Source organism: Enterobacter sp. BIDMC 30 (genome assembly GCF_000534355.1).
In the GTDB taxonomy this organism is placed as follows: domain Bacteria; phylum Pseudomonadota; class Gammaproteobacteria; order Enterobacterales; family Enterobacteriaceae; genus Enterobacter; species Enterobacter ludwigii.
In genome coordinates this window covers 2,474,318-2,486,022 of sequence record NZ_KI973169.1, presented here as the reverse complement: position 1 = coordinate 2,486,022, position 11,705 = coordinate 2,474,318, and the positions used below count along the sequence as shown (strand labels likewise).

The 11,705-nt window shown below is 51.5% G+C and carries 12 protein-coding genes and 1 pseudogene; 5 read left to right on the top strand and 8 right to left on the bottom strand.

Going from position 1 to position 11,705, the window contains the following annotated elements; translation table 11 throughout:
* Positions 1-159: 159 nt before the first annotated feature.
* Together ompC and L466_RS10535 are read left to right on the top strand one after the other, a co-directional pair.
* Positions 160-1,269, top strand: coding sequence for a porin OmpC (gene ompC / locus L466_RS10530; protein ID WP_032680921.1), 1,110 nt, complete (start codon positions 160-162; stop codon positions 1,267-1,269).
* A 143-nt stretch (positions 1,270-1,412) separates the two neighbouring features.
* Positions 1,413-1,619, top strand: a complete 207-nt coding sequence (locus tag L466_RS10535; RefSeq protein ID WP_032680919.1) for a hypothetical protein — start codon at positions 1,413-1,415, stop codon at positions 1,617-1,619.
* A 58-nt stretch (positions 1,620-1,677) separates the two neighbouring features.
* On the opposite strand, the gene L466_RS24005 is transcribed toward L466_RS10535, so the two are convergent.
* The 5 genes from L466_RS24005 to L466_RS10555 all read right to left on the bottom strand — a co-directional run bounded on the left by L466_RS24005 (position 1,678) and on the right by L466_RS10555 (position 3,512).
* The gene (locus L466_RS24005; RefSeq protein ID WP_223862530.1) at positions 1,678-1,755 is read right to left on the bottom strand and encodes a hypothetical protein; all 78 of its coding nucleotides are present in this window, start codon (positions 1,753-1,755) and stop codon (positions 1,678-1,680) included.
* Between the two features lie 69 nt (positions 1,756-1,824).
* Positions 1,825-2,238: a GFA family protein gene (locus L466_RS10540; protein WP_032680918.1), complete on the bottom strand. Its 414-nt coding sequence runs from the start codon at positions 2,236-2,238 to the stop codon at positions 1,825-1,827.
* A 3-nt stretch (positions 2,239-2,241) separates the two neighbouring features.
* Entirely contained in the window at positions 2,242-2,439 is a 198-nt protein-coding gene (locus tag L466_RS10545) for a hypothetical protein (protein WP_014170281.1), read from the bottom strand.
* Between the two features lie 134 nt (positions 2,440-2,573).
* Positions 2,574-3,023: a hypothetical protein gene (locus L466_RS10550; RefSeq protein WP_032680917.1), complete on the bottom strand. Its 450-nt coding sequence runs from the start codon at positions 3,021-3,023 to the stop codon at positions 2,574-2,576.
* Positions 3,024-3,167: 144 nt separating this feature from the next.
* Positions 3,168-3,512 (bottom strand): DUF1294 domain-containing protein, encoded by a 345-nt coding sequence (locus L466_RS10555; RefSeq protein WP_032680915.1) that lies wholly within the window; start codon positions 3,510-3,512, stop codon positions 3,168-3,170.
* Between the two features lie 90 nt (positions 3,513-3,602).
* Between L466_RS10555 and L466_RS23155 the strand changes: the two are divergent.
* Both L466_RS23155 and ttcA read left to right on the top strand, forming a co-directional pair.
* Positions 3,603-3,719: pseudogene (locus tag L466_RS23155) on the top strand (site-specific integrase); the annotation flags it as partial.
* 141 nt (positions 3,720-3,860) lie between these two features.
* Positions 3,861-4,796 (top strand): tRNA 2-thiocytidine(32) synthetase TtcA, encoded by a 936-nt coding sequence (ttcA, locus tag L466_RS10560; RefSeq protein WP_032678259.1) that lies wholly within the window; start codon positions 3,861-3,863, stop codon positions 4,794-4,796.
* A gap of 50 nt (positions 4,797-4,846) precedes the next feature.
* On the opposite strand, the gene dbpA is transcribed toward ttcA, so the two are convergent.
* The 3 genes from dbpA to L466_RS10575 all read right to left on the bottom strand — a co-directional run bounded on the left by dbpA (position 4,847) and on the right by L466_RS10575 (position 9,039).
* Positions 4,847-6,220, bottom strand: a complete 1,374-nt coding sequence (dbpA, locus tag L466_RS10565; protein ID WP_032680914.1) for an ATP-dependent RNA helicase DbpA — start codon at positions 6,218-6,220, stop codon at positions 4,847-4,849.
* Positions 6,221-6,704: 484 nt separating this feature from the next.
* Positions 6,705-7,688 (bottom strand): zinc transporter ZntB, encoded by a 984-nt coding sequence (gene zntB / locus L466_RS10570; protein ID WP_032680913.1) that lies wholly within the window; start codon positions 7,686-7,688, stop codon positions 6,705-6,707.
* 199 nt (positions 7,689-7,887) lie between these two features.
* Complete coding sequence (locus L466_RS10575; RefSeq protein WP_071993104.1) at positions 7,888-9,039, bottom strand: methyl-accepting chemotaxis protein; 1,152 nt, start codon at positions 9,037-9,039, stop codon at positions 7,888-7,890.
* Positions 9,040-9,496: 457 nt separating this feature from the next.
* Between L466_RS10575 and L466_RS10580 the strand changes: the two genes are divergently transcribed.
* The gene (locus L466_RS10580) at positions 9,497-11,626 is read left to right on the top strand and encodes a putative bifunctional diguanylate cyclase/phosphodiesterase (protein WP_032680911.1); all 2,130 of its coding nucleotides are present in this window, start codon (positions 9,497-9,499) and stop codon (positions 11,624-11,626) included.
* Positions 11,627-11,705 lie beyond the last annotated feature (79 nt).

The following is an 11,705-nucleotide window of genomic DNA, read 5'->3' as shown; positions in this document are numbered from 1 at the left end:
AATGACTATTTCCGCCGCATAATCCGGTTAAGAATTAACTTAACTCGTAACAATTATATTTTATTGTTCTTGGCCAGGAGTGATTTAGCATGAGACAGCTTTCTCGTGCGGAAAGTTCAATACGTAATTAAATAAAAACAACTGCAAAGGAATTCCAAAATGCAAAGAAAAGTACTGGCCCTGATGATTCCAGCGCTGTTAATGGCTGGCGCTGCGCATGCTGCAGAAATTTATAATAAAGACGGCAACAAATTAGATCTGTACGGAAAAGTAGATGGTCTGCATTACTTCTCCGACGATGCCTCTAAAGATGGCGATCAAACTTACATGCGTCTGGGCTTCAAGGGTGAAACCCAGATCAACAACATGATGACCGGTTATGCCCAGTGGGAATACAATATCCAGGCCAATAACACTGAAGGGTCTGATAACCAGTCATGGACGCGTCTGGCCTTCGCCGGTATTAAAGTCGGTGACTATGGCTCCTTCGATTACGGTCGTAACTACGGCGTTCTGTACGACGTGGAAGGCTGGACCGATATGTTGCCTGAATTCGGTGGTGACTCTTACACCAATGCAGACAACTTTATGACTGGCCGTGCCAACGGGGTCGCAACCTACCGTAACACTGACTTCTATGGTCTGGTACAGGGTCTGAACTTTGCCCTGCAGTATCAGGGTAAGAACGAAGATGCCAGCAACAACCAGGAAGGCACCAACAATGGTCGCGACACGCGCCATGAAAACGGTGACGGCTTCGGTATCTCCACCACCTATGACTTTGGCATGGGTATCAGCGCGGGTGCTGCCTATACCTCTTCTGACCGTACCAACGAGCAGGTGATGAATACCACTGCCGGTGGCGATAAAGCGGATGCCTGGACTGCAGGCCTGAAATATGACGCCAACAATATTTATCTGGCGGCAATGTATTCTGAAACCCGCAATATGACCCCTTATGGCGATAATACGGATGCCGTGGCCAATAAAACGCAAAACATTGAAGTGACCGCGCAATATCAGTTCGACTTCGGCCTGCGCCCGGCAATTTCTTATCTGCAGTCTAAAGGTAAAGACCTGGCCAACGGTCAGGGCGATCAGGATCTGGTTAAATATGCTGACGTAGGTGCAACCTACTACTTCAACAAAAACATGTCCACCTACGTTGATTATAAAATCAACCTGTTGGATGAAGATGACAGTTTCTACAAAAATAACGGCATTAGCACGGATGATGTCGTTGCATTAGGTCTGGTTTACCAGTTCTGATCCCAAGAGCCCGCATCGTGATGCGGGCTCGTTATTTTCGTTGCGACGCCTGAAGCCAGCCCTCCTCTTCTCTCCCATCATATTTCCCTCTCTTCGCGCCTGTCGGCTCAGTGAACGTGTGAATCATCTCAAAAGGAAAATTTATGGCGGTGTCGTTAAGGGTAAGTTTAAAGAAACCCGTGTACACTCACATGATAGACTTTGCTTCATTAAGGATAACTGCATTGTTTGGTCGTGTATCAGTTGCCGTACTTACCCTTCTGGCGATTATATGGATGGCGTTAATTTTTGATTTTGGTGGTGTCGTTGGGCATCTCGGCGCGCTGTTGAACCATCTGGATGGCAGTTAAGGTTTCCCCCAAACAATACGCCACCAGCAGGGCCGGTGGCGGGAAACGTATCAACGGACTATTTTTTGAGCGGCTGAGGCTTTTTATCACCTGACTCAGGCGCCTCACGCGGATCGTCTTTCTCAACATACAGCATATTTCTCTCCTGTTTCGGATACCCACTCCCTACTATAGGCCGCATTGTTAAAATCTGGCCAGGCGGCAGTTACGTTTCTATTTGACGAAAAGAGAGGTAGCCGAAAACCCCGCTGTCGCCATCCGCGGGATGATTAACGCCGTCCATCACCGCCACTTCGGCAAAATCAAAGGGGGTCACATTTTCAAAACAGGCCACATTCACGCCGTATTCGTTGGGATTTGAACGCCGCTGATGGAAGGTATAAATCCCACAGACCGAGCAGAAGAAATGGTGTGCTGTTCCTGTGTTAAAACGATATTCCGTGAGCTTATCCGCCCCTTTCGTTACGGTAATGCCCGACAGCGGTGCCGAGACCACCACGGCGCCCCGCATCCGGCAAAAAGAGCAGCTGCAGCGCCGGGCGGTATTTAATCCGTCTGAGAGTTCAACGGTAAACGTCACCGCGCCACAATGGCACTGTGCATGACGAATATCAACCATCGGTTACACCCCCTTTCTCACGAGCTCGGCAGCCTTAACGAAAACCTCATCTTCAACGCCATCGCCTTTCTGTCTGCCGAGTCTGACCAGTTCACTCACAATACTGTCGCGATGGATGGGTTGCTGTGCTGAAACAAGACCGATAACGGCGGCACCAATTGCCAGTCCCACTAATCCCGTTTGTTCATCTTTGTTCTTCATGTTTGTGCTCCCTTGTACAACACAAAAAGCGTAGCAGGATTGTGGTAAAACGTGGCGTTGTCACGGATGCTATTTATGCTGTGATACAGGGCGTAACCCCTCCGCTAACAGACGATGATGTCGAGGTGTACGTGTCAGAATCGCGGCGCGAGGCCGTATTTGGGCGCATTAATGTTCGCGGCCCAGACCTTGATGTCGTTTTGAAGAAGTAAGGTAAAATCCGATTTCAGATGGTTAACCATGCCGTTAACGCTCTGTGCATCTTTCACCGAAAAATGCTCTATCCGGTTCTGCCCGACCTGAACACAATAATACGTGGCCGGAAGCACTTTGCCATTCACGTTAAGTTCTTGTCGGGTCCCGCCACAGCGCCCTTCGGTGATATAGGAGACCAGCAAATTTGCTGATTTCCGCTCAGGCTGGGAGATGCTCAACATGACCGGGAAACCGTCTGAAGTCTGGGTCATATCGTAAAGAACAGCATTTTTTATATACCAGGTATTATATTCCCGCGCCTGAAAAGCTGACCTCGAAGGCGCAGAAACGATCACCAGCATTGCCAGTGTAATAGTTTGAATTTTCATGAGATGTTGTCATCCGTGTCGTTGCACACATTATTCAGATCGTGCAAAAAACAGCAACACCTTAAGAATATTCCTACTACTATTGGCAGTCGTTTTTAGTTATCTACCGTGGTCAGCGCGTTATTGCATTCCGTTTGTACACGCTCAGTACGTTAAAACAGGAAAGAGTTGGTACACCGCCACCATCGCTGAAATACTGACGATGACACTGACAATGAAGTAGGTTTTGAAGGGCTGCTTTTGCGTTTTATGGCGAAACAGTTGCTGACCTATAATCGCCCCGGGCCATCCGCCGATAAGGCCAAATACCAGCAGTGTGGCTTCCGGCACTCTGCGCATGGCCCTTCGCGCCGCCATTTTGTCGGCGCCATACGTCGCTAACGTCAGTACGTTGATAAGCAGGAGCCACAGGATAAACGGATGCGAGGTGAATAGACTTCCGATTGCGGCGATCAACAGAAGCAAATAACAAAAGCGATTGAGGGTCATAGCACAAGCCACTGGAATGTTCAGAGTATGTCGAAGCCGCATTATACGCGATATCACAAAGCAAGGTTGCTGCCGTCCACAATTCAAAATCCTGTAAAACGTGCTGGCATTCGGCGCAACAATCCGTACCATACACGGCACACTTTCGCATGCTGGTGGTTAACCGCAGGCGCTGACCCGTCTTTTATTGCCAGTCAGATGGGGCACTAAAATGCGCAGAGGGTGTTTGAAATCTAAGCTTCATAGAGTGAAGAGATGAACAGCAAAGAGAGGGCAATGCGGAAAGAAGCTGCCCCTCTAAACCGTTTGCCCCACTGGTGCCCCATTTGAAATTTGAGTACAGATTAAATGCAACAAAATCAAGATATTAATAAGAAAGAGCAATACAACCTGAACAAACTGCAAAAGCGTCTGCGCCGTAACGTTGGTGAAGCCATTGCAGACTTCAATATGATTGAAGAAGGCGACCGCATTATGGTCTGCCTGTCAGGGGGTAAAGACAGTTACACCATGCTGGAGATCCTGCGTAATCTTCAGCAAAGCGCGCCGGTGAAGTTTTCCCTGGTGGCGGTTAACCTCGATCAAAAGCAGCCTGGTTTCCCGGAGCACATTCTGCCGGAATACCTCGAAAAACTGGGCGTTGAGTACAAAATCGTAGAAGAAAATACCTACGGGATTGTGAAAGAGAAGATCCCGGAAGGCAAAACCACCTGCTCACTCTGCTCTCGTCTTCGCCGCGGCATCCTGTACCGTACCGCGACAGAACTGGGTGCAACCAAAATCGCACTCGGCCATCACCGCGACGATATTCTGCAGACGCTGTTCCTGAACATGTTCTACGGCGGCAAGATGAAAGGCATGCCGCCAAAACTGATGAGCGATGACGGCAAACACATTGTGATCCGCCCGCTTGCCTACTGCCGCGAGAAAGATATCGAACGGTTCTCTCAGGCCAAAGGGTTCCCGATCATTCCATGTAACCTGTGCGGCTCTCAGCCGAACCTGCAGCGTCAGGTGATTGGTGACATGCTGCGTGACTGGGACAAACGCTACCCGGGCCGTATCGAAACCATGTTCAGCGCGATGCAGAACGTGGTGCCTTCTCATCTCGCGGACGTTGAGCTTTTCGATTTCAAAGGTATCAACCATGAGTCGGAAGTCGTGAATGGCGGCGATCTGGCGTTTGACCGGGAAGAGATCCCCGTGAAACCTGCTGGCTGGCAGCCAGAAGAAGATGACAATCAGTTTGAAGAACTGCGCCTGAATGTCGTAGAAGTGAAATAGTGAAATAACGCAAACGCGTCTCAGACCACCGTCTGAGACGCGTTTAAATCTTATTTCAGCAGACGAACGCGACAGGTTTTACCCTTGATTTTCCCGTTCTGCAGCTGTTTCCAGGCCTTATGGGCAACCGACTGGCGAACAGCAACATAAACATGTGCAGGATGTACCGCAATCTTGCCGATATCAGCCCCATCCAGCCCCACGTCTCCGGTCAGCGCACCGAGCACATCACCCGGACGCATCTTGGCTTTTTTACCGCCATCAATACACAGCGTTGCCATTTCTGCTTCCAGCGGAACGAGACTGACGTTGCCCGGTGCATTCACCCAGTTAAGCTTAATCTGCAGCATTTCAGACAGAATATTGGCGCGCTGCGCCTCTTCCGGTGCGCAGAAACTGATGGCCAGACCGCTGTTTCCGGCACGTGCAGTACGGCCGATACGGTGAACGTGTACTTCAGGATCCCATGCCAGCTCGTAGTTCACGACCAGCTCAAGCGATTTAATATCCAGACCGCGCGCCGCCACGTCGGTGGCAACCAGCACGCGGGCGCTGCCGTTAGCGAAACGGACCAGCGTCTGATCGCGATCGCGCTGTTCCAGATCGCCATGCAACGATAACGCGCTCTGCCCTGCGGCGTTCAGGGCGTCACTGACCGCCTGACAATCTTTTTTGGTGTTACAGAACACCACGCAGGAAGCGGGCTGATGCTGACTGAGCACCTTCTGCAGGAGCGCGATTTTTCCGTGCTGGGACGTTTCATAAAACTGCTGCTCGATAGCAGGCAGCGCATCAACACTGTCAATTTCGATGGTGAGCGGATTTTTCTGCACGCGGCCACTGATTGCGGCGATCGCTTCAGGCCAGGTCGCTGAAAATAACAGCGTCTGACGGTCTGCAGGCGCGAAACGGATCACTTCATCGATAGCATCGCTGAAGCCCATATCCAGCATCCGGTCTGCCTCATCCATGACCAGCGTGTGTAATGCATCCAGCGAGACCGTACCTTTTTGCAGGTGGTCGAGCAGTCGGCCAGGCGTCGCCACAATGATGTGAGGTGGATGCTGAAGCGAATCACGCTGCGCGCCAAACGGTTGTCCGCCACAGAGGGTTAAAATCTTGGTATTAGGCAGGAATCGCGCCAGACGACGCAGCTCGCCCGCGACCTGGTCCGCCAGTTCGCGGGTTGGGCACAGCACCAGAGACTGCGTCTGAAACAGCGCAGCATCAATATGCTGTAGCAGACCCAGACCGAAAGCCGCCGTTTTTCCGCTCCCTGTTTTAGCCTGAACGCGTACATCACGCCCCTCAAGAATGGCGGGCAATGCGGCCGCCTGAACAGGCGTCATGGTGAGGTATCCCAACTCGTTGAGGTTATCGAGTTGGGCGGCGGGCAGTACATTCAGGGTTGAAAAAGCGGTCACAATAGTCTCTCGTGGTCATCTTTGCGGTCAGATGGCGCGTATCCTCGCAGATCTCGGGGTTCGATGCGACAATTTAATCGGTTCTTCATCGGGCGGCGGGTCAGGCATGGGTTGCGGACGCGGAACAGGATCGGGCATCGGCGTCGGATCGGTGGGGATCGGATCGGACTGACGTGAATACTGCAGTTGCAGAGCGAGTAAGATGCTCATCATTCCCTCCAGGTTTTACTGACGTCCCTTTTAGGGTAGACGCTGGGGAACAGGAGGCAAAAAAAAGCCGACTAGTTAAGTCGGCGTCGTACGAATCAATTGTGCTATGCAGTAATTCAAAAAAGGAAGTAAGACAATATGGAGCGCAACGCCCATCGCTTGACGTTGCATTCACCTGCGGGAGTAATATTGCACCTTACGGGGTCATTGTTTATTGACTTCGCTCAATTAAAAGAGCGTTTTGATCTCCGTAAAAGCTGAAAAAAGCGTAAATTTACAGCCATTTACTACGATGCAACCACCATGCAACACCACCGATCAAAACAACTAACATGACGCAAAATGTGGTAAAGCCATAATGGGCCGCGCCGCCGGGAATTCCGCCCAGGTTCACGCCAAACAATCCCGTCAGGAATGTGCTCGGCAGAAAGACCATTGCCATCAGCGACATCGTATAGGTTCTTCTTGCCAGTGACTCCTGCATCACCTGCGCGATTTCATCCGCCATGACGCCCGTGCGGGCAATACAGGAATCGATTTCATCAAGTCCGCGGCCCAGCCTGTCGGCAATATCCTGCATTCGGCGTCGCTGATCGTCATTCATCCAGTTGAGCCTTTCGCTGGACAAACGCGCGTATACGTCCCGCTGTGGCGTCATATAACGGCGCATGACAATTAACTGCTTACGCAGAAGCGCCAGAAAACCGCGCGGCGGGATCTGCTGATCGAGAAGGTTATCTTCGAGGTCGATGATTTTATCGTGCAGCTCTTCGATAAACTCACTCGCATGGTCAGTCAGCGCGTCGCAGACGTCCACCAGCCAGCTTCCGCAATCGGTCGGCCCGGTGCCCTCTTTCAGATCGTTCACGATATCATCCAGCGCCAGAACTTTACGCTGACGGGTGGAGACAATCAGACCATCGTCCATATAAACACGCATCGCGACCAGCTGGTCAGGACGTTCATCGGTGCTGCCGTTAATGCAACGCAAAGTGATGAGCGTGCCGTCCCCCATTCTGCTCACACGTGGCCGCAGGCTTTCACCCGCCAGCGCATCACGCACGTTGTTCGGCAGGAGCGGCGTCGTGGCCAGCCAGTCGGCACTGTCCGGATGGGTATAGTTAAGGTGTAGCCAGCAGGGATGCTCATTATCAATAACATCGTTGTCTTCCAGCGGTCGGGCACCGCCACGACCATCCAGCACCCAGGCAAAAACTGCATCAGGAACGTTTAGTTCTGATCCTTTTATACTCTCCACCGCGCCTCCCCCTTTTCAGCTCTTTCGTTGTCAGTCTAGCTTTCATCAGGGGTTAAGCAACAACTATGTTTCGCATCGCGCTGAATTCGCTCAGGAAATAACCGTATTCCGCCAGGCGCCTTTTCAGACCGCACGGGAGGATAATTCAGCGGCGAGAAGTCGGGATAAAAGAGCCCGGTGACCAGGCTCTTTTCGCGCATCAGAGGGAGTGACCGGGACGCGAGTGGAATGACAGCGGGGCAGCATGCGAAGGCGTGGATTCAACCTGATACCCCTTTTCGAGCCGGAAGTTACGCGTCCGCGCCTGCAGTTCACTTACCTGATTACGCAGTACATCAGAGGATCCGTTGAGTTCTTCTGCCATCGTAACGTTACTTTGCGTGACCCGTTCCAGCTCAGATAAGGCCAGCGTAATCTGGGAAATGCCTTTCTCCTGCTCTGACGTCGAGGTGAAAATGTCATCCATCAACTGGCTGACATTGCCGGAGCCGGTCACAATTTCTTGCATATTCTTTTCAGCTTCGGACACAACGGTCACGCCCTGAGTGACGTTATTGCTGGTCACCTCAATCAGCGTTTTGATGTTTTTGGCGGCATCCGCACTGCGGTGGGCCAGGTTTCGCACCTCTTCTGCCACCACCGAAAACCCTTTTCCGTGGTCACCGGCTCTGGCCGCCTCAACGGCCGCGTTTAGCGCCAGGATATTCGTCTGGAAGGCAATGCCGTCGATCATTGAGATAATCTCCGTCATTTGCTGTGCACATTCGGTAATGGATTGCATATTGGTGGCCACCTGCCCCATCAACTCGCCACCTTTACGCGCCTGCAGTGTCGCCCTGTTTGCCTGCTCGCTGGCCAGTCGGGTGTTATCGGCATTATTTCGGGTACTTGCTGCCATCTGCTCCATGCTGGCAGCCGTTTGCACCAGCGATGCAGACTGCTGCTCTGTTTTCACCGAAAGCTGCGCGCTACGCGCAGAGAGTTGATCGGACAAGGTCATGGCGGTTTGCGACGAGGCCCTGATCTCGCGTACCAGGGTCGCGATGTTGCTGGAGAGGCTATTAATCCCTGGGATTAAACGCCCTGCACAGTTATTGCCAAATTCAGGGATAGTCACGCCAAGATTGCCTGCAGTCACTTCTTCAATACTTTTTTTCACCGTATTGATCGGCGTCACAAGATACTTTGTCATGTAGCCCCAGAGCAAAAATAGCGCAACGAAATTAATGATATTGAGTGAAATAAAGAGAGAGGATTTGCTGGAAAATAGAACAATGACACCTGCATCAACCAGGAAAAGACATAAAAGGAACCCGGCAATGAAGGTTCTGACACTAATATTTCTTAGCATGATTATATCCACGATTTTATATTTAGGTCGGCATTAAGATTTATAGCATTCGTGTTGTTGTTTGTCCTGATGAACAACGCTGGTTTCACCTTTCGCCGTTAGCCACCTGAGATTTAACTTAAGTCAGATAAAAACAGGGTATTAGTGAAAATGTTATATGCAGCATCCTGTGATACTGGTTTCCTGCCACTTTAAGCGATACCATCGCCTGCGATGAGACAATATGGCCGCGCTCATATTTAAGGAGCTTTGCTGCAATTATTCGCCTTTGTTTAGCAATGCTTAATAGGTGCCGGAAAGAATATATTTTATATTCACCGCCAGCCTTAACGTTTTAATATGACCGGTCGTTTTGCACGATACCTAACTCATATTATTTGAATGCGCATGTACGTTGCCAGTAAAAGACGTGCCCGGCAGGCGAAATCGGTAACCCTCTTTGGCGTGGGATTGCATAATGCTCAATATATCGTGGGACCCTGTGTTAATAGCCCTCTCGTATCTGGTGGCCTTTATCGCCTCATTTGTGGCCCTGGACAGCGCCGGAAAAATCCCGCTTTCCAGCCGTAAAACGGCGATGTTCTGGCGTATCGCCGGAGGCGTCACGCTTGGGATCGGGATCTGGTCAATGCACTTCATCGGCATGCTGTCGATGCAAATGCCGATGATAATGAGCTATAACCTCTGGTTAACCCTCGCCTCACTGGGCGTGGCGGTGGTTGCATCCACGGTCGCCATCAATATTGCCGTAACGGGTAAAAACCTTTCCCCTTTTCGATTGATCGTTGCCACGGTGCTCCTGAGTGCTGGCGTGGTCTGTATGCACTTTATCGGTATGGCCGCACTGATGCTGGACAGCCATATTCTCTGGGATCGACGCATTGTTGCCGTGTCCGTGTTGATTGCCGTTATGGCCTCCGGCGCGGCGCTGTGGCTGGCATTTCGCCTGCGGGATATGCGCAAAGGGGTGTTTATCAATCGTATTCTCGCGGCCTGCGTGCTGGGTGTCGCCATCTGCGCGATGCACTACACCGGCATGCGTGCCGCCCATTTTCAGGAAATGACGCATACCCTGCCCGGCGGTATCAGCGAGTTGGGGTTATCGGTCTGGGTTTCTGTCACCACACTGTGCCTGCTCGGCGGTATGTTAATGATTTCGCTCATTGACTCGCACCGGCGGACGAACCGACTGACCGACAACCTACGCCAGCTTAATCGTCAGCTTGAACTGCAGGCGCGGTTTGATGCGCTCACCGGTCTCGCTAATCGCCATCAGATGGACATTCGGATGCAGGATTGCCTGCGCAGCGCATTGCTCAGCAAGAAGTCATTCGCCGTGATTTTCCTCAACGTCGATCATTTCAAACGCATCAACGATACCTGGGGCCACAACACCGGGGATGAGTTGTTAATCTCTCTCGCGCAGCGCATTACCGCTCGCCTTACCCGCGAGATGACCCTCGCCAGGCTTGGCGGCGACGCATTTATCCTGCTGGTTCCCGAGTGTGACGACGATAAACTCAACCCGCTGCTCACGACATTGCTGGAGGATATGCGCCGCCCGTTTTCACTTTGTGGGCACACGCTGAGCACAACAATCAGCGCGGGGGTCAGCCTCTACCCGCAGGATGGCGAGACGCTGCATGAGCTGAAGCTTAAAGCCGATGCGGCCCTGAATCGCGTCAAAGAGGATGGACGAAACGGCTGGGCCGTCTACCGAAACGAGATGTCAACGGCTATTCCGGCTAACCCCGGCTTCCTGCAGGAGTTAACTCAGGCGCTGGAACGCGATCAGTTTGAACTGTGGTATCAGCCCACCTGGCATGCAAAAGACACCACTATTCACGGTTTTGAAGCCCTTCTGCGCTGGCGGCACCCTGAGCAAGGGGTGTTGCTACCTAATCTGTTTTTACCGTCGCTGGAACAAACGGGGCTGATCATCCCGGTGGGGAACTGGGCGATTGAAGCGGCATGCCGTCAGCTTCATTTCTGGACAGAACAAGGTTTCAGCCAGTGGACATTGTCCTTTAACCTCTCCCCCGTCCAGTTCGAACAGCCGGATATCTTCCACATCATTTCGTCGATGTTGCATAAATATAATCTGTCGCCCTCCCGGCTTATCCTTGAGGTGACAGAAAGTACCGCACTGAAAAATCTCGACCGCAGTATTGAATTACTCAATGCGTTCAATCAAGCCGGGATTACCGTCTCGATTGATGATTTTGGCACCGGCTATTCCAACCTGTTGATGTTGAGCGTTCTGCCCGCTAAAGAGCTAAAAATCGACAAAAGCTTTGTGCACTCGATGCTGGTAAATGAAAAAAGCCGCAAGCTGGTGGAAACCATTATTAATATCGCCAGGACCATGGAAATGAATGTGGTTGCGGAAGGGATCGAGACGCAAGAACAACAGGTGGTGCTGACGGACCTCGGCTGTGATTACCTGCAGGGGTTCCTTTTCTCCCGTCCTTTACCTGCCGAACAGGTTCCCTGGCTGCTGCTGCAAAAAAACTCAGACAAACAAATTATACCCCTTGGTAAAATTCACGCGGAACCCGCATATATTTCACAAAAAAATCATGCCTGACCGGGTTAAGTAGAGTATGTTTCAAAGGAGTCCACTCCCGTTAATTCTGTCATGATCCTCAGGCACATGGTGCCGATGT

Coding starts and splice junctions, on each gene's coding strand:
- L466_RS10580 (WP_032680911.1), top strand. CDS start 9,497: ATGCTCAATATATCGTGGGACCCTGTGTTAATAGCCCTCTCGTATCTG.
- L466_RS10545 (WP_014170281.1), bottom strand. CDS start 2,439: ATGAAGAACAAAGATGAACAAACGGGATTAGTGGGACTGGCAATTGGT.
- ompC (WP_032680921.1), top strand. CDS start 160: ATGCAAAGAAAAGTACTGGCCCTGATGATTCCAGCGCTGTTAATGGCT.
- L466_RS10555 (WP_032680915.1), bottom strand. CDS start 3,512: ATGACCCTCAATCGCTTTTGTTATTTGCTTCTGTTGATCGCCGCAATC.
- L466_RS10550 (WP_032680917.1), bottom strand. CDS start 3,023: ATGAAAATTCAAACTATTACACTGGCAATGCTGGTGATCGTTTCTGCG.
- L466_RS10540 (WP_032680918.1), bottom strand. CDS start 2,238: ATGGTTGATATTCGTCATGCACAGTGCCATTGTGGCGCGGTGACGTTT.
- L466_RS10535 (WP_032680919.1), top strand. CDS start 1,413: ATGGCGGTGTCGTTAAGGGTAAGTTTAAAGAAACCCGTGTACACTCAC.
- ttcA (WP_032678259.1), top strand. CDS start 3,861: ATGCAACAAAATCAAGATATTAATAAGAAAGAGCAATACAACCTGAAC.
- L466_RS10575 (WP_071993104.1), bottom strand. CDS start 9,039: ATGCTAAGAAATATTAGTGTCAGAACCTTCATTGCCGGGTTCCTTTTA.
- L466_RS24005 (WP_223862530.1), bottom strand. CDS start 1,755: ATGCTGTATGTTGAGAAAGACGATCCGCGTGAGGCGCCTGAGTCAGGT.